The following is a 23,858-nucleotide window of genomic DNA, read 5'->3' as shown; positions in this document are numbered from 1 at the left end:
GGACGAGGATCATGAAGCGTTTGTGCTACATCACCGTGCTCGTGGGATGGAATCTCCTGCTTCCCTCGCCCCCGGTGCAGGCGCAGGTCAGCGTTCAAGGACAGGTTTTTCTGCCGACCGGTCAGCCGATCCAGAGGGTGACGCGCCTCATCGTTGCGCCGGAAGATGGTCGTGATCCGCCTCAGTTTTATTTTACCGATGGGCAAGGGCGCTTCATCATTCGTGGGCTTGCTCCATTGAGGTCGTATACGATCACCATTGAGAGCGACGGTCGGAGTTTCGCCACAACGACCATCAGTTTTTATGCCACGAGCCGGGGATACGTTCCGGTCAATCTCCTGCCGCTGGAGAAAGAACCGCGCCAGCCTCCGAATGTCGTTTCCGCCCGTGAGCTGGCTCATCCTCCCTCGCCACAGGCGCTCAAGCTGTACGAGGAGGCGTTGCGACACATCCAGAAGAAAAACTTCGCGCAAGCCGAGAAAGAATTGCGCCGGGCCATCGAACTGGATCCGAACTTCGTCAACGCCTACAACGAGCTGGCCGTGTTGCAGATGGGAAAGAAGGAGTACGCAACCGCGGTATCGCTTTTGCGTCAGGCGCTGGAGAAGGACCCCGAGGCGTTGCATCCGCTCCTGAATCTGGGCATCAGCCTGAACTATCTCAATCGCCATCAAGAAGCCATCGAGCCCCTGACGCGCGTGCTGGAGAAGAGCCCGGATTTACTAGTGGCTCATGTCCACCTGGGAATTGCACTGCTGGAAACCGATCGGCCGACGGAGGCCGAATCCCACCTGGTGCGCGGCACCAAAGCCGACGGGCAGCCGCAGGCGCTCGCTTATCTCTACCTGGGGAAACTCTACGCGCAGGCGGGTGACGTTCCCAAAGCGGTCGCGGCCTGGAAGAGCTATTTGCAACTCGATCCGAACTCGCCCAACGCCGAGCGTGTGCGAGAACTTCTCGTGCGCCTGGGCCATCCCCCCGATGCCGCTCCCAACAGGAGGTGAGCATTCGGGCGATTCCCCCTCGCGATGATCCCCCGGCTTCTGACAGGACCGCACGAACGGAGCTTTCCTACCCTGGTGGAGAACGCTCCCGGAGCGGTAGAAAACTCTTTCCGGGTGTGAGGCTGCGAGAAGCCCCTCCTCTCACTCGTGGCGATATGTCGAGATCATGAACCTACGGGGCTCCTTCCAGACCTCTGGCAACGGCTCAAGCGTGTCGCCCCTTTCTGTTCCCAGGGGATGCCTGGCTTGCGCATCCTGTCGGGAGTACGATATAAGGTAAGAGGTTGAAGCCAGTTGCCGGAATGAATCATGTTTGAATCGCCGATCGAGACAATCGAACAGGCCGAAAAGCGACAGAAGCTCAAGATCCTCGCGGCCACGGCTGTTGCGTTTGCCGCCGTCATTGCCGCCATTTTGTACTGGAGCGCTCGGCAGACGCCGTCGGTGGCCCCGGGCGAGCCTGAGCGTCCTCTGGCCGACGCTTTCCGCGCCGGATCACCGGAATTCGAGCAGTATCGAAAGTTCGTCACCATCGAGAAGCAGGAAGGAGTCCAGGCCGAGAATATGCTCAAGCAGAAGATCGTCGTTCTCCGGGGATTGCTGGCCAATCGAGGCCCGCGCACGTTGACCGGCGTGGAGGTCAAAGGCGTCGTCTACGATTTCAACAACACGCCCGTGGCCCAGCGGCTGGCGGCTCCCATTCCCCGGCGGCGTCCGACTCTCGGCCCCAACGAATCCATGATCATCGAGGTCACGATTGATCCCGTACCCTCTCAAGCTGTGATTTCGACCTTCGAGATCGTCCTGGAGGGACTCAAATTTCAATGAAAGTCGCGCAAGCTTCCACTCTGAAATGATGAGAACGCGGAGGGAGACGGAGCGGCGAGACGATCCGTGTCCATCCGTGGTGATTTTCGGAGGGATTTATGAGACGAAAAACCGTTTCCACCTTCGTGCTCGGAGCAGTGATGACTTTCTGCGTGACGACACAAGCGGGAACGCCTGCGCTGCACCGTCCGGTGGATGCCGGAGAGCAAAAAGCCAAACCGTCTTCGGCTCCGGCTAAACGCGCTCCCGGACTCTATGCAATCATCAACACGACGATGGGAACCATCGTCTGCCAGCTTTTCGAGAAGGAGGCGCCGAAGGCCGTCGCCAACTTCATGGACCTGGCCGAGGGACGAAAAGCCTACCTCTCGCCGCGCACCGGACGGATGATCAAGGGTCGCTTCTATGACGGCATTCAATTTCACCGCGTCATCCCCGGGTTCATGATTCAGGCCGGTGATCCGACGGCCACCGGACGCTACTCGCCGGGATTCACCTTTGAAGACGAGATCCGACCGACATTGAAATTTGATCGTCCGGGACGGCTGGCCATGGCCAATCGCGGACCGAACACCAACGGGAGTCAGTTCTTCATCACCGTGGCTGCCACACCGCACCTCAACGGCAAACACACGATCTTCGGACAGGTCGTCGAAGGTCAGGCTGTGGCCAACAAAATCTCAACCGTCAAGCGAGATGCCAATGATAAGCCGATTGATCCCGTGAGAATCACCAGCATTACCTTCGAGCGGGTGAAGTAAGTCACCCGCGTCGAACCGAGGCGAGACCGCACCGCATGGCGGTCTCCTCACGGAGTCGAAAAAAAATGAAATTTGCGCGCCTGGCCGATTATTTTGAACAACTGGAGGCGACGACCAAGCGGCTGGAGATGTTCGATATTCTCAGTCGGTTGTTTCAGGAAGCCGACAGCGACGAGATTGACAAGGTCGTCTATCTCTGCCAGGAACAGTTGGCGCCCTCGTTTCGAGGGATCGAGATCGGCATGGCCGAGAAGCTCATCCTGCGCGCCATCGCCTCGGCGACCGAAGAAAACGAAGCGCGGGTGGCCGAACTTTACAAAAAGCTCGGTGATCCGGGACTGGTCATCGAACAGCTTCTGGTGAAGCATCGAGGCGCAGGGGCCCGGGGCAAACGCCTCGATGTGACGACGGTTTATGACGAATTGCTGGCCATCGCCCAAACGTCAGGCGAAGGCAGCGTGGAGAAAAAAATTCGCCGGCTGGCCGATCTGCTCAGCGCCTGCTCGCCCAAGGAAGCCCGCTATATCGCCCGCTTCGTCATGGGACGATTGCGCCTGGGGATCGGCGATCCCACCATTCTTGATTCCCTCTCGAAGGCGTTCAAAGGAGATCGTAGCTTTCGCCCCGAACTGGAACGAGCCTACAACCTCTGTTCCGATCTCGGCCTGGTGGCCCGGACGCTCTTCCAGAAAGGGGAGCGAGGCATCCGCGATTTTCACGTACAGGTCGGCAATCCCATTCGCATGGCCGCTGCCGAACGACTCCCCACCGCCGAAGAGATCATCAAGAAAATCGGTCGCTGCGCCGTCGAGGTGAAGCTCGACGGCTTCCGCCTGCAAATTCACAAGCGCGGAGAGACGGTGGAGACTTTCTCCCGCAATCTCGAACGCACGACCCCGATGTTCCCCGAGATCATCGAAGGGGTTCGTCAGCAGATTCGGGCGCGCGAGGCCATCTTTGAAGGCGAGGCCCTGGCGATCAACGAAGAGACCGGCGAACTCTATCCCTTCCAGGTCACGGTCCAGCGCAAGCGCAAGCACGGCGTCGAGGAGATGGCGCGGGAATATCCGCTCGTGCTCTACGCCTTCGATCTCCTCTATGCCGATGGAACCGATTACACCCCTCATCCCTACCTGAACCGGCGTCAGGCGCTCGAACACCTCATCCTTGCCGGCGAGCGCATTCGCCTGGCCGAACAGATCATCACCGATGATCCCCGGGAGATCGAACGGTTTTTCGAGGAGAACATCGCCCGCGGGCTGGAGGGCATCGTGGCGAAGAAACTCGATGCGCCCTATCAGGCTGGCGCCCGGGGATTTCACTGGATCAAGCTGAAGCGTTCGTACAAAGGCGAACTCAGCGATACGGTTGACGTCGTTCTCGTCGGCTACTTTCGCGGACGAGGCATGAGGGCGAAATTCGGCATCGGGGCTTTGCTCGGTGCCGTCTATGATCGGCAGAGTGATACCTTCAAGACGGTGGCTAAAATCGGCAGCGGATTGAGCGAAGAGAACTGGGTGCGGATACGCGAACTACTCGATGGCGTGCGCGTCGCCCACCGTCCGGCACGCGTGGATTCGCTCATCGAACCCGATGTCTGGGTGGAACCCCGCTACGTCGTCACCGTGCTGGCCGATGAGATCACCAAATCGCCCGTCCATACCTGCGGCAAGCACGATGATGAACCCGGTTACGCGCTGCGCTTCCCGCGCATCGTCGGCTGGATCCGCGAGGACAAAAACCCCGAAGATGCCAACACCGTGGGCGAAATCATCGAGATGTTCCAGATGCAGCGAAAGGTCAAAGCAGAAGCGTGACGCTTTCGCCTCAACCGACTTCCGACCGGACAGGGATCAGGACAGCAACGCGAAGGCCAAGGCAGATCGAAGAGAGCCGCAAGCAAAGAGAGAGGATGTCCTGGCGGCCTCCAGAAGACAGCCGGAGGTCAAACTGGCTTGCCAAATGTGGACGTGAACGCGGATGGGGCGTTGAAGATGCGCTCGGACCAGGGTTTTCGACGCAGTTAATGCCACGACCGATGGCCCCTCTGTTGACGGCGCCTGTTCCTCATCGCCGTTCAGACGATCACCGGCGGGGTGACCGCTTCGGCCTCCGGCAAAAAGCAGGTGTTCCCGGCAGGTACGTTTGACAAGCTCGCTCGGCGTCTCGTAGATTAGGAGCCGCAATTGTCGGGGCGTGGCGCAGCCTGGTCGAGCGCGCTTGCCTTGGGAGCAAGAGGTCGGCGGTTCAAATCCGCCCGCCCCGACCACCAGAGAGAGTGACGGGCATTTCCCCTTCTGCTGCGCTGACCGTTCGATCCGTGACAGCGTCGTGGCCTCGCAGGGATTAGAAACTGATCCGGGCACCGAACTGAACGGCGCGGGCTCCCCCTTGACCGAAGACCTGACTCGCTTTGAGCGTGGGCTGACCGAAAGCGAAGACGCCGGGCGGCGTCTGCGGGTCGGACGTGAAATCCAGTTGCGAGCTATAACCGCCCAGATTCGAGATGTTGAAGAGATTGAAAACTTCGACCAGCACCTGGAACTTGTATCGTTCGCGCAGGGCGAAGGTCTTCGACAGCCGGACATCGTGCGTCTGAAACGTATCGTTGAAGTCGAACCGGGGCGGCAGAACAAGGAAGGGAAGGGTTGCGCCCGCCGCATCTTTCGTTCCGGCGAGAGTTTCGTTGAAGCGCCGAACGAGGGCCATCAGATCGCTCTTGGACGTGCCCCGTCCGAGAGAATTGATCGGCAATCCGGGGAGCGTATCGCCGAAGGTGCCATCGCCATTGAGATCGTAGGTCGCCGGCAGCCGGGCGTTGAGCGGTGGACGACTGGCATACACGGCGATGAGCGACAACTGAAATCCCCGCGGCAGATCAACGATCCCGCTGAAACTGAACCGATGCCGGGCATCCACGTCCAGCGGCCCGTGATGGCGGAACCAGTCGGTGAGATCCTCGCGGGGGAAAAACCCGGTGAGGCTCGACAGCGCATAGGAGGCGGTGAACTGATAGCGGTGGGAAAATCGTTTGTCGAGCTTGACGAGTAGAGCCTTATACTCTTCGCGTCCGCTCGTCTGGTAGATACTGATGGGACCATTGGAGCATTTCACGGAAGGATCCGTCGCCTCGGCTCCCTGACAGCGACGGATGATCGGGCCGCCGAGCCGCTCCACCCGATTGTAGAGATTGCGGTCCGTCTGAAAGAGCGTGTGTACGCGCTTGCGCAGCACGATGTCCGCCGACAGGGCCATCTGATGAGGTAACTGCCGCTGCACACCCAGACTGAATTGCTCCGAGTAAGGGACCTGCATCGAGGGATCGAGCAGATCGGTCCCCGTCTTGAAGAAGTCAATGTTGGTCAACCCCGCTCGCCCCAGGGCTTCGAGCTGAGCGCGAATCTGCGGCAGTTGACTGGCCAGCACATCGAGGAAATGGCGACCGGTGAACTTGGTGGGGATGCTCGTGAAATTGAGCGGTGCGCCCAGGGGAGGATTGATCTGATCGAGCGGTGAGGGCAATCCCGCAATCTGCGGGAAAGGGATCGGATTCTGGAAGAAAGCTCCCGTGAGAAGCGTCCGACCGTTTCCCAGCGGACCGATGAAGGCTCGCTCAGTCAGGCGCGTTCCGATGAGCACCGTGTCATAGTAAAGACCGGCGCCGCCGCGAATGACGGTCTTTCCCCGTGCCCCCACATCCCAGGCGAACCCCAGGGCCGGAGCCAGATTGTTCACATCCTTTCCCGGTGGATCGAGTCGCCCAAGCAGCGGACCGAGCAACGCCGGCTTGGGCAGGTCGTGATTGAGGAGATTGTTCTCCAGTTGATAGGAGAAGCCAAAACTCAGGGTGAATCCCCGTCGCACCCGCCAGGAATCCTGCCCGTAGAATCGCAGCCGGTGGTTGCGTCGCGCCCGACGGGCATTGAAAGGAGGCGGTTGAGACGGATCGCCGACGCCGACAAATGCCACCGCCAGCGGAAGTTGCAGCAGATCCGCCAGGGTGATCGTCGCGCCCGGCACGGTGAACGCCGGCGGCAGAGCGAGCGTCAGAGCTTGTTTCACCCGACCCGGCAGCGGCGCCACGGCCACGCCTGAATTGACCAGTTGCACGATGCGCGGATCATGCACGGCGATGAGCGCCGGATCGAAAAAGGCCCAGCTTCCCTTCCCATAGCCGAAATCCCATTCGCCGCCGAACCGCAGGTTATGCGCCCCTTTTTGCCAGAAGATGTTGTTGGTGCTCTGATAGCGGTCCATCTCCCGATGCTGCGGCGCGTTGTAGCTGTTTCCGAGAATGAGGTTGCTGCCCACGACGCGAATCTGCGGCCCGCCCAGCCCCATGCACGGGAGCGTATCGGGCGGACATTCTCGCGCCGTCGGCAAGGTGCTCCGATTGTTGATCCGCTGATAGTTGAAGCGAAAGTCGTTGATGAGGTTCGTGCGCAGGAGGCTGATGATGCCGATCTGCGCGTTGTGATCGCGATTGCGGTTGACCCGCCAGTTCGAGGGCAACGTATTCACATCATCGGGAGCGAACGTATCATTGCGGTCGTGACTGTAGCGGACAAAGAGCGTGTGTCGCTCCTTCAGGCGAAAGTCCGTGCGCGCATTGACCAGGACGCCGTCGTAGGGACTGGTGGTGATCGTGTCGAACTGGCTGAAGCCCGGGAAGCCGGTATGAACCGTCGAGACGGCTGCCCGTTGATTGAGCCACTCGACATTGCCGAAGAAAAAGGCGCGATCTTTCTTCAACGGACCTCCCAGCGACCCTCCATACTGCGCGCGACGGAAAAACGGATCCGGCGCTCGCTCGTTCCGCTTGAGTGTGGGATAAGCCGCGATGTTGTGATCGCGGTAGAAGGCGAAGACCGTCCCGTGAAGCTCGTTACTGCCCATCCGCGAGACAATATTCACAGCTCCCACCGAGGTCACGCCGGTAGACAGGTCGAAATTAAACGTGGCGATCTGGAACTCTTGAATCGTTTCGGTGGAAAAATTCTGAGCGGCGCCGCCGGTGACATAATCCACCACGCTGCCGCCGTCCACGGTGATCCGGGTCAAACTGGCCGGAGCCCCTCCGATGGACACGTTAAAGAGATTGTTGTTCTGTCCGGGATTGGAGACCGATACCGAGACGCCGGGCTCCAGCGCCGCCAGTTGCAAAAAATTCCGTCCGTTGAGCGGCAAAGCGTCAATGCGCTCGCGGGTGATGACGCCGGCGATCTTGTAATTGACCGCATCAATGAGGGGAGGATCAGCCTGGACTTCAATTGTCTCGCTCTGGCTGTTGACCTGAAGCGAGAAATCACTCGAGGTGATCGTCCCCACCTGAACCGTCACCTGTCGTACCTGCGGGGCAAATCCCTGGAACTCGGCGGTGACTTCGTAGACTCCAGGCATTAAATTCTCGACCGTATAGCTTCCATCGGCAGTGGTGGTCACGCGCCGACTCTCCCCGGTGGCCTTGCTGACGACCGTGTCCACCGCATTGGGAATGACGGCTCCCTGGGGATCGCTGACAGTGCCGCGAATAGCCCCGGTCGGCATCTGAGCCAGGACCGCCGAGAGGAATACCAGTTCGACGCTGGCCAGAGCGAGAGCGAGCCTCAGCCCTTGAATTCGGGGACGGTGAATCATCTTCGATCCTCCTTACTCCCGCACCGTCATTCTGATTGCCAAAGGTAATGATCCCGATGGGTCTTGTCAAGCAAAACTCAACTTGCCTGGGGCAAAAGGAGCAGATCAGACCGTGCTTGGACGGGACGGCGTGGCTCTTTGAGGGTCTCCCTTCACGGTGCGGCCAGAGAGACGAAGCAGGAAGTGAAACCAAAAACGTCGTGACGAGATTCAGGCCCGGGAGACAAGCAAGGGCGAGCTTTCTCATCGAGGCCTCAAGCTTTTTGGAGGACGAAACGGAGATATTGCCACGTCCCGGAGCGGAAAAATTCGTACCCCTGACTGCCCTTCACGGCGGCAAATTCTCGCACGGCCGGTCGCGCGAGGGGAAAGACTTTCTTCCGGATGAGGGCGTTTTTGCGATCGCTGTCCAGCTCCAGCGCCCGCACGACCTGCGGCGTGATCAATTCCTCCTGGCAGATTCTCAGGCCGGATTGTTTCACCTGATGACGCAGCGTCTCCACCTGATCGCGGTGACGCAGATCGGCAAAGAGGAAGTGGCCCTGTGGTCGGAGCACGCGGACAACTTCCTGGAGAAATCGCTCCATGGACGGATAGCAATGGGAGGACTCGACATTGACCACGGCATCGAAGGATTCCGGGGGAAACGGCAGGGCCTCAGCATCACCTTGCACGAAGGCGAGTCCGTCGAGACGATGCCACCGATGAGCGAAGCGAATCCCATGCCAGGAGAAATCCACGGCGACGAGCGAACGCGGTCCGAGATACCGCAGGATGAAAGACGCCCCTCCACCCCGACCGCAGCCGACTTCCAGAACGTCTTTGCCCCGGAGATCAACCGCTCCCGCCACCCGGTGATAAAGCTGTATGCAGTAGCGATTCGCTTCGTCTTCCGCTCGAAGCTCCAGTCCCTGTTCGCCCGGATCGAGCGGCGCATAACCGTAGTTCATAAACAGCATGTCACCGGCTGTGTCGAGAAGGTTGACCAGGTGATACATCCGCCGGACCAGAGGCTTGCGGACATCGGGATTGAGACGGACGATGAATCCCGTCAGACGATTCAACGCGTAACTTCCCGCTCGGACCAGACGATCAATCGCTGAAGGGTTCGTCATGGCCAGTCTCCTCGCGTCTTTCTTCTTCTTCGATGATGGGCACGAGCGCCCGCCGGGCGAAGGTCAAAAATCCCGTGTGGCTGACCATCCGTTCGAAGGGTCGCGTCTTGCCCGCCCGCACGAGAAGATGACGCAAAAGAACCTCCACTGTCTCAATCATGACAAAACCGGATGATTCCAGCGTCCCGACCATACGCTCAATTTGATTATAGGTCGGGGAGATGGAGGCCAACCGACCGCCGCCCCGCAGCGCGCGTGCCGCCGCCGGGACTCCTTCCCAGGGCGACGGCAAGTCGAGGAGCACGACGTCAACCTCGTCTTCGTCAAATCCCTGGCTGACATCGCGGAGCTTGAACTCCACCACGTCTCCGAGGCCGGCGCGAAGGACGTTCTGCCGGGCATTTTCCAGGAATTTTTCCTCGCGATCGTAAACGTAGACGCGGCCCGAGGGAGCTACCGCCGTCGCCAGCGCCAGCGTGGACGCGCCGGATCCGGCTCCGCATTCGATCACGCGCATACCGGCATGGATGCCCGTCTTCAGAAGAATCAAAGCGGCATCCTTGGGATAAATGATCTGCGTCAGCCGTTTGACCTTCATCATCCGATCTTCAATCGTCGGCTCCAGGATGACAAAGAGCTTTCCCGACGAACTCCACACGCCTTCCCCGTAGCGCCTGCCGAGAAGATCGCGATGACGCACTTCGCCGAGATGGGTTCCGAGCGATCCCGTCTCGGTCACCGTGATGAGATACGTCTTCCGGTCGGGAGAATAAAGCAGGACCGTGTCTCCCGTTTCAATGTATGCTTTCATCGTGAGCCTCGTTTGAGAACGACCGCGGCCAGGGGCTCCGTCGGGCACGGACTCATCGGGCAGCCGCAACGTCCACAACCGCCCAGTAGAGGAACTCGACAAATCGTCCCAATCCGGCGATCGAGATGCGTTCGTCGTTGCCGTGCACGGATGCTCGATCGCGGTCGCTCACGAGGCTGCCCAGGCCATAGGCCTGAACGCCTCGGGCGCGAAGCTGCGCCGAATCGGTTGCTCCGGTCAGCATGACCGGGAGCGTGACCGCTTGAGGAAAGACGCGCGCCTGGGCGCGTTCAAGAGCGCGAAACATCTCCGTGTCCAGGCGCGAAGGTGGCGCGACCGGACGTCCGCGATCCGGCGGCGGGATCACCTCAACGGCAGGATCGTTGATGAGCTGTCGCAGCGTGGCGACCAGTGCCGTGATGTCCTCATCGGGCAGAGCGCGCACATCGAGCGTCGCTTCGGCTTCCGCCGGGATGACATTGCTGCGAAATCCCCCGCGAATGATCGTGGGCGTGATCGAGGTTCGCAGCATCGAGTTGTAGAGAATGCTCGTTCGTTGAATCGTCGCTTCGGCCTCGGCACGGCGAGCCGGATCGAGCAAGGCGCGATAGAGCGTCGCTTCGGCGGGCGGACTGATCATGGCCAGCCGTTCAAAAAACAAGCGCGTGGTCTCGTTCAACCGCATGGGCGGCTGCCACTGACCGATTTTCGCAACGGCAGCCGCCAGGTGAGTAATGGCATTGTCCAGACGAGGCATCGAGCCATGGCCGCTTGTCCCTCGCGCGATCAGGCGAATTCGTCGAGGAACCTTCTCCGTCGTCGAGACGCCCACATACAGCACAGCCCCGTCTCGCTCGTAGATCCACCCGCCCTCGTTCAGGGCATACTCGGCGGCGATCTTCTCCCAGTGCTTCTCGACCATAAAATCAATGCCCACACTGGTCGTTCCTTCTTCTCCGGCCTCGGCCAGCAGAATCACATCCCGATCCAGAGGAATCTTCCGCCGGTGCAAAAGCAGAAAGACCTCGATGCAGGCGCTGAGCATCCCTTTGTCGTCAATCGCGCCCCGACCGTAAACGTAGCCGTCCTTGATCACACCGCCAAAAGGATCAACCGTCCATTTGTCTCTTTCCACGCCCACGACATCCGTATGCCCCATGAGCAAGAGCGGTTTTTTCTTCCCGCTGCCTGTGAGCCGGGCCACGAGATTTCCTCGACCGGGCTCGCGCTCGAAAATCTCCGCCGGGATTCCCTCGCGCGCCAGAAGCGCCTTGATGTATTCGGCCGCCTTCGTCTCGTTGCCCGGCGGATTGCTCGTATCAATTTTGATGAGGTCCGACAGAATCTGCACGGCTTCGTCACGAGCGGCTGCGAAATCGGGAGCGGATCCAAGTTCCGCCTGCCGTGACTCCGCCGGTTGGATGAGCCCGAACGAAAGACAGACGATCACAAAAACAGCCTTCGCCCGACGCGAGACCTTTGAACGGAACAACGCGGCCATAAAGCCATTGTTCTGAGCGCCCCTCGTCGGGGTGTGAGAGCGACGATGCTCCGGACGCATAGCTGATCTTCTCCTCCAGGGGATGATTTCAGGTCTCCTCCGAGCAAAACATCCGGATCACTTCCACCAGCGCCGCCTGACAGACGAGCACATCGTCCACGCGCACGTACTCGGAAAGTCCGTGCAATCCCGCGCCGCCGGGGCCGAAGACGACCGAAGGAATTCCCGCCTGACCGAGGATCGCCGCGTCGGTCCAAAACGTCATCCCTCCCCGATGTGGCTCATGCCCGACGCGCCGAAGAGCTGCTTCAAGCATGTGCGGCAGAGGATCGTCCGGCGAAATCTCATACGCCGGTCGGGCGAAGAGAAGGCGCGCCGTCGCGACGAACTCGGAGTCTTCCTCAGCCAGCGCGGAGAGAATTTCCTCGACTTCCCGGAGGGCGATATCCGCCGGTTCACCGCTGAGCGTGCGGCGTTCCATGTGGAGGGTGCAACGGTCGGGATAGGTGCTCAGCTCACGTCCTCCGGTGATGAGCGAGGCGTGCAGCGACGCGCGTCCGAGCAGGGGGTGAGGTGGACGCGAGAGGAATTGCCGGTCGAGCGCCTCCAGGCGGGAGAGGACGCGCCCCATGCGCACAATGGCATCGCGCCCTTCGTCGGGCCGACTGCCGTGAGCGGCTTTTCCTTCGGTCGTGATTTCAACCCAGGAAAATCCCTTGTGCGCCACTCCGATGATGAGATCGGTTGGCTCGCCCACGACGGCGGCATCGGCCCGCCAGGCGCTGACCAGGGCCTCGGCTCCGAGGCTGGCGTACTCTTCATCAATCACGCCGGCGAAGATGACGCGCCCGGCCGCCACTGCACCCTGACGCACGACCGTTCGCACGGCTCCGATCATGGCGGCCAGTCCTCCTTTCATATCCTGACTCCCTCGTCCATAGATCCGCCCGTCGCGTTCGACAGGATCAAAGGGGGCATCCATGCCAGCTACACCCACCGTATCCAGATGCCCGCAGAGAATGAGCGAACGACCGGGCCTTCGTCCCTCGACGACGCCCACGACATTTGGCCGACCCGGTTGAACCTCGGTGACCTCAACATCCACACCGATTGCCCGCAGCTCTGATGCCACCGCCTCGGCCATCTGCTTCTCTCCCGCGCCACCGGGGACAAGCGAGGGATTGACCGAATCAATGGCAATGAGGTCGCGCAGCACTCGAATCGTCTCATCCCTCATAAGGTGCCCCTGCTGTGATCGAAAATAGTGATCGGGCTTCCCGCGGACAGCCTTTATCGGTTCTTTCATCGCTCGCCATGCCGATCGGCGATTCGCTCCAGGAGCGGAGCAGTCGCTCCTGCCAGCCTGCGAAAGCTTCGATTGTCCTTACCCCACGCGCCATTGCGCTCCGGACTTCGTCTCCCCGATACTCCCTGCCGGTGACGCGTTAGAATATCAGGTCTTCAGGTCGCGTGGCAATTCAGAGACCGTTGTGGGCGCATTCCCCGTCGTTTGTGACGACATTAAGGAGGCGAAACCTGCTGGAGGTGCGGGCCGCTGACTCTTGCGATTTAGTGTCCGGAGGAATAAAGTATAGCTGCCAGCGCGAACGTAAAAACCCGGCTCATGACGGCGATGTGCTGTCTCTGAGTGGTGGTCTTTTTCCGGGCATCGCTGGAAGGGGCCTTGTCAATGACGGAGGGAGGACGCCTATGCAGAAAAGGGCTATCTTGCGCACGGTCCTTTGGGTGGTGGCAGTGGTCTGCTTTATCCTCACAGTCGTTGAGTTCCTGCAATGGCGGGAAAAGCCGATGAGCGTGAGTCCCTGGTGGTGGATCACCTACGCAGCAGTTGGCCTGATCTGTATCCTGATCTGGTTCTTTACGCGAGAGAAGGAGGAGGAGATCAGTATCACCCGAGGCAGTTGAGAGTCACACGGGCGAGAAGCCACAGCAAGATTCTCGGCGTCTCGTTAGGGGGAATCAGCCTCTCTTGCCGGGCCATAACCGGTGAGACTGTGCTGCCGCCACAACACCGATAAAACAGGAGCCGAAACCCATGCGACAAAGGTCTCCCCAGAGGGTGTCTCACCACTTTTTGCTGTTGCTGCTGACCGTCAGCATGATGACTCGACCGATCCTGGCGATGCAGGCAGTACGCCTCTCGGAAAAGCTGAACATCTGGGACCTTCTTTCGACAGCCACCTATGGGGTCCTGGGCATTGCGCTGTCGGTCCTTGGTTATCTCGTTTTCGACCTCATCACGCCGTTTTCGCTGGGAAAAGAACTGGTTGAGGATAAGAACATCGCCGTTGGGATCGTCGTTGCCGGGATCATCATTGGCATCTCGATCATTATTGCGGCAGCCGTCTCGTAGGTGGGCCGCGGCGGACGGAGCGATCCCTCTCCTCGCCATCGCGCGGGCCTTCGAGTGAGCGTGGTTTTTTCTCTCGCGGCGAGGAATTCGGCACCCTCGAAGTACTCGGGGAGCGAAGCCATCGCTCTGATGATAGACGCACCGACGATGGAAAGACCTTTATTCGCATGCACCTGTGGTAAATCTCGCCGAAGGACCCGGTTGGTCGGAGGAGGGGGCGAGGAGCCTCGGACCGAGAGGATCATGTCCGAGGTCCTCGCGGGGGGTTAGGGATTTCGCCTCTTAAGGGTGGGTTTCTCTTTTTGCTGCTCGGATTGTTCCGTTCCCTGCTCCTTGCCGGTTGAAGTGTCGGTGGTCGTTTGATCCTGACCCTCGGGACGTCGTTTCAGCGTCGGTCGGCGCTGCTCTCCCGGAGCTTGTCCGGGCTGATCGAGCCGGCGGCTCAAGCCCTGTAGCCGCATCAGCCGATCCTTCACTCTGGCGAAGTCCGATGTGCTGACGATGTACTCCTCACGGTCAGGAAAGCGAGAGATCAAATCCTTCACCACTTCGATGCGATCGGGCGTCGCCGGATGCGTCATGAAAAGTTTCGAGATCCCGCTCGGGCGGCGTTTGTGCATCGCATTGATCTTCTCGAAGAACGTAATGAGTCCGTTGGGATCGTAACCCGAGGCCCAGGCGTACTGGGCTCCGAGAATGTCGGCTTCTTTCTCAGCATTTCGGCTGAATTTGAAGAAGGCGCTCATAATTCCCAGGTCAGCTCCCATCATGATGAGCTGTCCCAGGCCGTAATACCCTCCTCCGGTGAAAATGAGTAGGGGGATTTGCAGAAACTGCAGCAATTGACCCTTGGTGAAGTTTTCCAGGGCATGACGCGCCGCCACATGGGCGATCTCGTGCGCCATCACTCCGGCCAGCTCCGATTCATTCTCCGCTGCCGCCAGTAGTCCCGTATTGACGTAGAAAAATCCGCCGGGAAGAGCGAAAGCGTTCACCTCGTCCGAGACGATGACCTTGATGGTGAAGGGGACTTTGGCGTCTGAATGAAGTACGATGTTCTGGCCCACCCGGTTGACATATTCGCTGATGATGGGATCATCGAGGATGCGCATCTGCTGATCAATCTCCGCCGCCAGTTGACGACCGAGGGCGATCTCCCGTTCGATGCTGTAGAAATTCCATTGGTGTTTGTTGATGTCGCGCTTGCCGATGAGAAGAGGATTTTCTTTTGTGTCGAGCGGACGCTTGGCCGGAGTCGTCTTCGACTGCTGGCCCCAGACCACGAAGGGTCCCAGGATAAAAAGCAGGATGAGAAACCGGGTGATGGTGGCGGTGCCTCGCTTCCTCTTCATGTCCTTTCTCCTTCGGTCATGCATTCCGGCTCAATTATACACCCGGGTCAGGACGGAAATCACCACGAGAATGATTATTTTTTCCTAATGCCCGGCCATCGGGCACCCGATATGGCGCAGGCTTTTCGCGCCGGCCCGTCCGCGCGCCCCCCTACGGGCGGGCGGCGGCGAGAGGAAGGCGTGTCCTCACAGACGGCGAGGTCCCCATCGCTCACGGCGCTTTGGGATAGACCATCGTCAGGGGATCGGGCAGAGGAATCCGCTGAATTTGTCCCCCGGGAGCCAGCTTCGTGAGCGAGTACTGCGGCCGATCAGGATTGCCTTTGAGGATGTCATCGAGGTTCCCCACCACCAGAATCACCAGTTGATCCGGGTGGAGATATTTCTCGGCGACGCGCCGAACATCCTCGGCCGTCACAGCGCGAATACGATCACGGTACGTTTGCCAGAAGTCGGCGGGCCGTCGCGTGAACTCATCCTGAGCGAAGGTTACGGCAATTTGAGTCGCCGTGGAGAAAAATCGGGGGAATGTCTCGATGGCATAATTCTTCGCCGTCTCCAGCTCCTCAGGTGAGACGAGCGTCGTGCGGATGCGATTGATCTCTTCGAGAACGATCTCGATGGCCTGAGCGACCGTCGCGCTCTTGGACTGGAAGAAGCAGCGGAACGTGCCGGGGTAGTAGACGCCGAAACCGAAATTCGATCCGGCGCTGTAGGCCAATCCTTCATCCGAGCGCACCCGCGACATGATCCGCGACGTGAATCCGCCGCCGCCAAGGATGTCGTTCATGATAGTGAGGGCATAGTAATCGGGAATATCTCGCATCGCTCCCAGATGACCGATGGAGACGCGCCCCTGATTCACATCGGGTTTGTGAACGGCATAGAGTCCCGGCGTGGGCGTCCGTGTGGGACGAGGAACGTCGGGCACAGGGTCTCGAACGACCTCCCAGCCCCGCAATCCAGCTTCGAGCTTGGCGATCATCTCCGCCGTCTTGAAGTCGCCCGAGACGGCGAAGATGAAAGCCCCCGGATGATAATATCGCCGGTGAAATTGAACGAGGTCGTCGCGGGTGATGGCCTCGATGGAGGCTTTGGTCGAATATCGGTTGGTGAAATGATCGGGGCCGTAGATTAACCGGTTCCATTCCCGACTCTCGATGGTCGCCGTGCTGTCATTCCGTCGTTCCATCTGTTGCAGGATTTGGCTCTTGGCCAGCGCCAGCCGGTCCTCTTGAAAGCGGGGGTTTCTGAGCATGTCGAAGAACAGGCCGAGAGCTTCGTCAAGGTCCTTGGCCAGGCAATTGAGAACTGCTGTTCCCTGCGTCGAAGTGATGAAACTGGAAATCTGAGCGGCAAGGAAATCAACCGCTTCATCGAACTCATCGGCGGTTCGATTTCCGGCTCCTCCGGCCCGCATCTGACTGCCGGTCAGCGACGCCAGTCCCTCTTTTCCCGGGGGATCGAGATACTCTCCGACGCGCACGAGCACGGAGACGGTAATGAGCGGCAGATCGTGATCCTCGACGAGATAGGCCACCGTCCCTGTGGACAGCACATGCCGATACTGCTCCCGCTTCGGTGGATGGAAGACCAGCGGCGGGAACTTCAGTTCCCGAGGATGTGCGGGAATGTCCCTGGGGGTTTGCCCGGTCACGCTCGGCCCTTGAGCCGGAACGGGCCAGGCGACACTCAATCCCGCGAGGATGAGAGGGATCACGCGAGTGATCGTTTGCCGTGCTTTCGGATTCATGGCTTCCCTCCTTCAAGTTGTTTCAGCCGATCTTCCAGAAGTTTCTTGATCACTTTCATCACGTTCTGTCGTTCAACCGGAAGAGAGGCAGCCTGCTGCTCGACCTGTTGCAGCATGGCCCGGATCTGCTCCGCTTTCAACTGGCCGATCAGTCCGCGCATCTGGCGCACCTGAGCCTTCTCTTGATCGTTCAATCCGGCGAGCAAGGGATCTTCTTCCACCCCGGTCGTCTTCTTGGTGTAGTAGATCCCTACGGTTCGATTCTCCGGCGTGAAGTAGGTCGTGGCCACCCGCCGAATATCCTCAGCGGTGACGGCCAGAAGCTTCGGCGGATCGGTGTTGATCGTCTGCCAGCCCCGGTAGGCGTCGGCCACGAGTAACTGGATCATCAGGGCGAAGTTGCTCTGGAGCCGGCGAAAAGTGGTGGCCGTCACCTGATTCTTCACCTTCTGCAATTCGCGTTCGCTGACGAGTTCCTTCTGGAGCTTCTCGATCTCCTTATAGATGGCCTGCTCGACCTCTTCCGGCATATGACCGGGTTTAGCGGTGCCACGAATCTCGAAGTATCCCTCATACTTGAGCTGGTTGTGGAAAGCCAGTGCCGATGTCGCCAGCCCTTGTTGCAGCACGAGCGATTTGTAGAGCCGGCCCGTGCGACCGGAGAGAATTTCAGCCAGGACATCAAGCGCATAGCCATCCTTATGTCCGTCGGGCACCGTATGGTAGCGAATCACCACCTGGGGATTAGTCTCGGCGTAAGCGATCATGCGTTTTTCCGCAAGCTGCTTCATCTCGGTGGTTCGCACCGGTTCGGGCTCACGGGGACCGCGCGGCAGGCGACCGAAATATTTCCTGGCCAGAGCAATCGCCTGGGCGGGATCGAAGTCGCCGACCAGACAGGCCGTGATATTGTTCGGCGCATAGTTTACGGCGAAATAATCGAGAGCCTCCTCGCGGGTGATTCCTTCCAGGTCGCTCGGCCAGCCCACGACCGGCCACCCGTAGGGGGAGGATTGCCAGAACATGGCGTCGAATAACTCTTCAAACCTCCCCGTCGGCGTGCTATCGGTACGCAGCCGGCGCTCCTCGTGAACGACATCGCGTTCGGCATAGAACTCGCGGAAGACGGGATTGAGCAGCCGATCCGATTCCATCCAGAACCACAGTTCCAATTTGTTCGCCGGCACGTTGATGAAATAGATGGTGTAATCGTGCGTCGTTCCCGCATTCATTCCCGATGCGCCGGCCGTCGTGTAGATGCGGTCGAATTCATCTTTAATCATCGTCTCTTTTTCCCGCCTGGTTAGTTCTTCAAAGCGTTTGAGCAGCTCCTGATGGCGTGGTGAACGGTAGCGCGGATCCTTCGGATCGGGAATCTCTCCCAGACGATATTTCTCAAGCAAAGCCCGTTCTTCCCGACGCAGTTCGGCCTTGACCTCATCCATCTCCCGGAGGATGCGCAAATTTTCCTCGATATTTTTGGTGCCGATGGTCCGGGTCCCCTTGAACATCATGTGCTCGAACAGATGCGAGATCCCGGTAATGCCGGGGCGTTCATTGACCGATCCCACACGGGCGATCCAGCCGGCGGCGATGTTGGGGTCTCCCTTGCGCGGAACCATGAGCAACCGCAGTCCGTTATCCAGCACATACTCCTGGACCGGCACATTCTGCGCCCTCATCCAGGGGGCGTAACAGAGAACCAACAGCAAACACCCAACGAGTCGTTTCTTCATCTTCGCCTCCTCACATTCTCAAACAGTTGGGCGCGTGGCCCGCTTCTGATACAGTCGGCCATCCGGGGCACCTCTGGAGAACCGTCGCCTGTGAGTGCCGGAGGGATTCACACCGAGCGGACAGATCAGCACAATTCTGGCCGAGGAAAAAAGCCTCCCACGCTTGTCGGGACCGCGCTCCACTCGTCGGCTGACGTTCGTTCTCAGCCTCATCGGCGCATTACAGTAACATGGCGGATCACCCGGTGACAAGGGAACCGTCTCTAACCATCGCCCGGCCCTCTGACGACGCCGGCTCAACAGCCGACCCCAAAAGGCCGAGTCTTTCACCGCCCTCCGAAAGGAAACCCACCCGTGGATGGAAGCGGGATGGACCATCCGCTAGAACCTCACCGGACGATGCCCGAGGACCTCTTTTGTGCGGGCCAATGGGCCATTTCCCAGAGGCCCTGGTCAGGAGAGCGCGGCCTGTGATAGCATGGCGGCCGATCATCCAGGCGAGGAGGCGAGCGCATGAAGATAGACATTCACACGCATTACTATCCGGAGATTTATTTTCGCCTGCTGCGGGAAATCCCATCGGATTTTTCCTTCGGGCAGGATCCGACCGGGCGGACGATCATCACCTATCAGGGCGCGCGATTTTTCGGTCTGACGCCGCCTATGAGCGATCCCCTCAAGCGGCTGGAGGATATGGATCGCGTGGGGATCACGGTGGAGGTGATCTCGCTTTCGACGCCGAACATTTTTTTCGCCGATGAGCGATGGCAGCCGGAGGTCGCCCGGCGCATCAATGACGCCTATGCGGAACTCATCGCCACCTATCCGAGCCGCTTCAAAGGATTCGCTTCCATCCCGATGGATTGTCCGGATGAGGCGCTGCGGGAACTGGAGCGCGCTCTGGATGAGCTGAAGCTCAATGGCGTCATCTTGCTCAGTAACATTCGAGGGCGAGCGCTGACGGCGCCGCTTTACCGCCCCTTCTTTGAGGAAGCCAATCGCCGGGGACTCTGCATCTTCTTGCACCCGATGCTTCCGGCCTGGGCCGACCCGTTTCGCGAGTACGTGCTGGGGCCGCTCGTGGGATTTCCCTTTGATACCACGCTGGCCGTCGCTCGTCTCTGCTTCGATGGAGTCTTCGCTCAGTTTCCCAATATTCGCTGGATCATCGCCCATCTGGGAGGGGCGATTCCCTATCTGATGGAACGGCTCGACAACGGATTCCGTGATTTTGTCGAATGCCGGGCCAGGATCGAGCAATTGCCCAGCACCTACTTGAAGAGGCTCTACTACGACACCGTCAGCTTCAGTCCTCATGCCTTGCGCCTGGCGCGGGATCTCGTGGGTTCGGACCATCTGCTCATGGGGAGCGATTACCCTCATCTGCTCGGCTCGATTGATCGAGCGGTCTCCTCGATCGAAGAGCTGCTCATCCCCGAACAGGAGAAACAGCGCATTTTCAGCGGGACGGCGCTCTCGATTCTCAACAACGTGTGAAATGGCATGAGGGCTCCATCTCCTCGCCTTATCGAGTCCCCTGTCAGGAGAGTCGCTCATCGTCCGGTTGTGGGAGCGCATCCGTCCGCCCCTTTCAGCAGCGGCGACATAAAGCGCCTGTCGCCGTCGAGTCCTCTTCCGGGGGAGATGGTTCTGACATGACTCACACAAACGGCCATCTCGTGCGGGCGGTCGGGCTGGCGGGCCTGACGGCGATCTCGCTCAACGGCGTGATCGGATCGGGGATCTTCGTTCTGCCGGCGACGGTGGCGGCCTTGCTTGGTCCGGCGAGCATGCTGGCCTATCTCATCGCCGCTTTGGCGACCACTCTGATTGTTCTGTGCTTTGCCGAAGCCGGAAGCCTCTTCGACCGCACCGGAGGTCCGTACCTCTATGCCCGCGAAGCCTTCGGTCGGTTCATCGGCTTTGAAGTGGGCTGGATGTTCTTTCTCACGCGATTGGCGGCAGCAGGTGCGATCAGTCATGCCTTCGCGTCTTATCTGGGATATTTCTGGCCCGCGCTGATGACCGGGGCGGGTCGCCTGATGGTGATCACCGCGCTGCTCGGGGGGCTGGCCTGGCTCAACGTTCGCGGGATCCGCTATGGAGCGTGGACGGTCAACATCCTCACGATTGCCAAGCTGGTGCCGCTTGTTCTCTTCGTCTCGGTGGGGCTCGTCGCGGCGGACCATTCGCGCTACCTCCTGGTCGCGCTTCCCGATATGGAGAAGTTGCGCCAGGCGAGTCTCGTCCTCATATTTGCTTTTGGCGGTTTTGAAAATGCCTCGGTTCCCAGCGCAGAAGTGATCCAGCCGCGCCGTCATGTCCCGGCGGCGCTCCTGAGCGCTATCGGCGTGACGGTTGTGTTGTATCTCCTGATCCAGGCCGTGGCGCTTGGCACCCACGCGGGGCTGGCTCATGATCCGACACCGCTGGCTTCCGCCGGACGGAATTTCCTCGGCCCCTGGGGGGCGGGTCTCATCACAGTGGGTGCGATTCTCTCAACCGGAGGGAGCAACAGCGCCCTGTTGCTCGTCGGGCCCCGCATCCTTTACGCTCTGAGCGAAGGAGGACAACTGCCCGCGTTTCTGGCGCGAATTCATCCTCGATTTCGCACGCCCCATCTGGCCGTGATCACGTTTGCTCTGCTCGTGTGGGGGATCAGTCTGTATGGCAGTTTCGCGGAACTGGCGGCGATGAGCGCGATGGCTCGCCTGCTGTTCAGCGTTTCGACCTGTCTGGCCGTGCCGCGTCTGCGAAAACGGCTGCCGGAGCCCCAGTCCTTCCGGCTTCCCGGCGGTATCACAATACCCCTTCTGGCGACGGCAATTTCTCTGTGGCTACTGACGGGAATAACTCCCTCGCAGGCCCGGGCCGGAGCCCTCGGACTCGGTGTCGGCGCATTGCTTTACTTGCTGCATCGGTTGCTCCCCCGCTCACTCTGGAAAACGTAGCGCCGACTGTCCTGTCTGCCGATGTAGCACGGACGTTCTAGTCGGCGAGAAAAAATTGCGCAAGCTGGAGAGCCTGCGCCACAGGTAGCGCCTCGCCCTTTTTTCAGGGTGCTTGACAGGGCGATGGGCTTCTATAGAATAGCTCCGTGCGTCGGGCGAGGAACTCAGCAAGCAACACTGTTATCGGGGAGAACCGGAAGGAATCGGTCACGAGTGGATGTTTGCCAGACGGTCTCCACTTGTGCGTTCACGACCGGAGTCGGATTTCTGACGGTCTCCCCACGGAATCGCGAAGGTTCACGCTCAGTGAGTTACAAGGTAGGTGGCCTTTTCCGGAGAATCTGTCTCAAAGGAGGAACCGTGTATGGATCAGTGTCGCACCTTGATTATCGGTATTGTAAGTGGACTCCTGGTGTTGGCCCTGAGCGGAGGAGTGGGGACCGTTTCGGGGCAAGCAGCCGATGCTACGCTCAAAGGAACAATCACGGATCCGACGGGAGCCGTTATTCCCAATGCTACCGTCACCGTCAAAAACGCGCGCACGGGATGGGAGCGCACGACGACGACCAATGAAAGCGGGTACTACTACCTGCCCCTCTTGCCGGTGGGCGAGTATGAGCTGACGGTGCAGGCTGCGGGATTCGCCACGCTCAAGCGCAGTGGCTTGACGCTCACGGTCGGTCAGATCCTCACGCTCGATCTCTCGCTTCAGCCGGCTGCCGTGGCCGAAACCGTGACCGTGACGGCGGAAACTCCGACCGTTGAGCTGACGCGCACGCATGTGGCGGCAACCGTCAATGATCTGGCGGTCGCCAATTTGCCGGTCAACGGGCGCAACTTCATTGATTTCGTCCTGCTGACGCCGGGTGTGACGCGCGATCACCGGGGAGGCGACATCAGCTTCGGCGGATTGCGGGGGCCGATGAACAGCCTGCAAATTGACGGCACCGACAACAACAACACGTTCTTCGGCCAAACCCTCGGTCGCACCGGCTCGGGTCGCGCCCCCTATCAGTTCAGCCAGGATGCTGTCAAAGAATTCCAGGTCAACACCAACAGCTACTCGGCCGAGTTCGGCCGCGCCGGAGGAGCCCTCATTAACGTCGTCACCAAATCGGGCACCAATGACTTTCACGGGACGGGCTTCTTTTTCTATCGGGATCGCTCGCTCAATGCCAACGACTTTTTCAGCAATGCCCGGGGATTGCCCAAGCCCCCGTTTCACATCACTCAGTTCGGGGGCAACGTCGGAGGGCCCATCGTCAAGGACAGGGCGTTTTTCTTCTTCGACTATGACGGCCAACGGCAGAAACTGCCCAACGTCGTGATTCCCGGCGGTCCCGGCTTCGTGCCTCCGGCCGATGCCGATTCGCAACGGGCGTTCCAATCGTTGTTGCCGCTGGCTCAGAGTTATCTGCGCACCTTCGATCAGGATGTCTACATGATCAAGAGCGATTGGCAGATCAGTCCCGGTCATCGCTTCAGCGGTCGCTACAACCGGCAGAATTTCACCGGCGGCAATCTGGAAAATCCCGGTCAGACGAGCGCCCTCGAACACACCGGCGACAGCCTGGTGACGACCGATACGCTCACGCTCACGCTCGCGTCCACTCTCACGAGCAAGCTGCTCAACGAGGTCCGCTTCCAGTTCGCTCGCGATAAGGAACCGGGCGAGGCCAACAGCGATAAACCGGAGGCCGAGATTCGGGAGCGCGGGCGCGTCGTTCTCACCATCGGCCGCAATTTCTTCAGCCCCCGGGAGACGACCATTCGCCGCTATCAACTGGTCAACAACGTCTCCTACCTGACCGGTCGTCACGGGCTGAAGATGGGCGTTGACATCAACATTGATCGGATCAAGAACTTCTTCCCCGGACAATTTGGAGGCCAGTATTTCTTCAGCAGTCTCGCTCAGTTTGCTTCCGGTCGGCCCGATCGGTATGTGCAGGCGTTCGCTGGCGAAGGAACGACCGGACCGCTCACTTTTCCTCACAACAGTGAGGTCGCCTGGTTCGTTCAAGATGATTGGCGGGGG

General features: G+C 59.7%; 17 protein-coding genes and 1 tRNA gene. 10 read left to right on the top strand and 8 right to left on the bottom strand.

Annotated elements, in window-relative coordinates:
- The first annotated feature begins 11 nt into the window (after positions 1-11).
- From VNM72_05405 to VNM72_05385, 5 genes are all read left to right on the top strand, one after another.
- Positions 12-1,004 carry a tetratricopeptide repeat protein gene (locus VNM72_05405; protein ID HXF04836.1) on the top strand — a complete coding sequence of 331 codons (993 nt, stop codon included), beginning with the start codon at positions 12-14 and terminating at the stop codon, positions 1,002-1,004.
- 309 nt (positions 1,005-1,313) lie between these two features.
- Positions 1,314-1,832, top strand: coding sequence for a hypothetical protein (locus tag VNM72_05400; GenBank protein HXF04835.1), 519 nt, complete (start codon positions 1,314-1,316; stop codon positions 1,830-1,832).
- 98 nt (positions 1,833-1,930) lie between these two features.
- Positions 1,931-2,593 carry a peptidylprolyl isomerase gene (locus VNM72_05395; protein ID HXF04834.1) on the top strand — a complete coding sequence of 221 codons (663 nt, stop codon included), beginning with the start codon at positions 1,931-1,933 and terminating at the stop codon, positions 2,591-2,593.
- 65 nt (positions 2,594-2,658) lie between these two features.
- Positions 2,659-4,410: an ATP-dependent DNA ligase gene (locus VNM72_05390; GenBank protein HXF04833.1), complete on the top strand. Its 1,752-nt coding sequence runs from the start codon at positions 2,659-2,661 to the stop codon at positions 4,408-4,410.
- Between the two features lie 373 nt (positions 4,411-4,783).
- Positions 4,784-4,862 (top strand) — tRNA-Pro (locus tag VNM72_05385).
- 77 nt (positions 4,863-4,939) lie between these two features.
- Here VNM72_05385 and VNM72_05380 read toward each other — a convergent pair.
- The 5 genes from VNM72_05380 to VNM72_05360 form a co-directional block, all read right to left on the bottom strand.
- The gene (locus tag VNM72_05380) at positions 4,940-8,230 is read right to left on the bottom strand and encodes a TonB-dependent receptor (GenBank protein HXF04832.1); all 3,291 of its coding nucleotides are present in this window, start codon (positions 8,228-8,230) and stop codon (positions 4,940-4,942) included.
- Between the two features lie 254 nt (positions 8,231-8,484).
- Positions 8,485-9,345: a class I SAM-dependent methyltransferase gene (locus VNM72_05375; protein ID HXF04831.1), complete on the bottom strand. Its 861-nt coding sequence runs from the start codon at positions 9,343-9,345 to the stop codon at positions 8,485-8,487.
- On the bottom strand, positions 9,323-10,156 hold the full coding sequence (locus tag VNM72_05370; protein HXF04830.1) for a tRNA (adenine-N1)-methyltransferase: 834 nt from the start codon (positions 10,154-10,156) through the stop codon (positions 9,323-9,325). Before VNM72_05370 ends, VNM72_05375 begins: the two co-directional genes overlap by 23 nt.
- Before the next feature lie 52 nt (positions 10,157-10,208).
- Positions 10,209-11,657, bottom strand: coding sequence for a M20/M25/M40 family metallo-hydrolase (locus tag VNM72_05365; GenBank protein ID HXF04829.1), 1,449 nt, complete (start codon positions 11,655-11,657; stop codon positions 10,209-10,211).
- An 88-nt stretch (positions 11,658-11,745) separates the two neighbouring features.
- Positions 11,746-12,963, bottom strand: coding sequence for an ArgE/DapE family deacylase (locus VNM72_05360; protein HXF04828.1), 1,218 nt, complete (start codon positions 12,961-12,963; stop codon positions 11,746-11,748).
- Positions 12,964-13,367: 404 nt separating this feature from the next.
- Here VNM72_05360 and VNM72_05355 point away from each other — a divergent pair, with 404 nt between their 5' ends.
- Positions 13,368-13,583, top strand: coding sequence for a hypothetical protein (locus VNM72_05355; protein HXF04827.1), 216 nt, complete (start codon positions 13,368-13,370; stop codon positions 13,581-13,583).
- Positions 13,584-13,713: 130 nt separating this feature from the next.
- Positions 13,714-14,031 (top strand): DUF350 domain-containing protein, encoded by a 318-nt coding sequence (locus tag VNM72_05350; protein ID HXF04826.1) that lies wholly within the window; start codon positions 13,714-13,716, stop codon positions 14,029-14,031.
- Positions 14,032-14,297: 266 nt separating this feature from the next.
- Here the strand turns inward: VNM72_05350 and VNM72_05345 are convergent, their stop codons facing one another.
- From VNM72_05345 to VNM72_05335, 3 genes are all read right to left on the bottom strand, one after another.
- Positions 14,298-15,383 (bottom strand): M48 family metallopeptidase, encoded by a 1,086-nt coding sequence (locus VNM72_05345; protein ID HXF04825.1) that lies wholly within the window; start codon positions 15,381-15,383, stop codon positions 14,298-14,300.
- Between the two features lie 211 nt (positions 15,384-15,594).
- Complete coding sequence (locus tag VNM72_05340) at positions 15,595-17,136, bottom strand: pitrilysin family protein (protein HXF04824.1); 1,542 nt, start codon at positions 17,134-17,136, stop codon at positions 15,595-15,597.
- Positions 17,133-18,872, bottom strand: a complete 1,740-nt coding sequence (locus tag VNM72_05335; protein ID HXF04823.1) for a pitrilysin family protein — start codon at positions 18,870-18,872, stop codon at positions 17,133-17,135. Before VNM72_05335 ends, VNM72_05340 begins: the two co-directional genes overlap by 4 nt.
- 513 nt (positions 18,873-19,385) lie before the next feature.
- On the opposite strand from VNM72_05335, the gene VNM72_05330 reads away from it, so the two are divergent.
- From VNM72_05330 to VNM72_05320, 3 genes are all read left to right on the top strand, one after another.
- Positions 19,386-20,369 (top strand): amidohydrolase family protein, encoded by a 984-nt coding sequence (locus tag VNM72_05330; protein HXF04822.1) that lies wholly within the window; start codon positions 19,386-19,388, stop codon positions 20,367-20,369.
- Between the two features lie 158 nt (positions 20,370-20,527).
- Positions 20,528-21,823, top strand: a complete 1,296-nt coding sequence (locus VNM72_05325; protein HXF04821.1) for an amino acid permease — start codon at positions 20,528-20,530, stop codon at positions 21,821-21,823.
- A gap of 364 nt (positions 21,824-22,187) precedes the next feature.
- Positions 22,188-23,858 (top strand): carboxypeptidase-like regulatory domain-containing protein (locus VNM72_05320; GenBank protein ID HXF04820.1); only part of this gene is annotated, 1,671 nt, incomplete at its 3' end.

It is taken from the genome of Blastocatellia bacterium (assembly GCA_035573895.1).
In the GTDB taxonomy this organism is placed as follows: domain Bacteria; phylum Acidobacteriota; class Blastocatellia; order HR10; family HR10; genus DATLZR01.
This window is presented reverse-complemented; position numbering and strand designations above follow the sequence as displayed.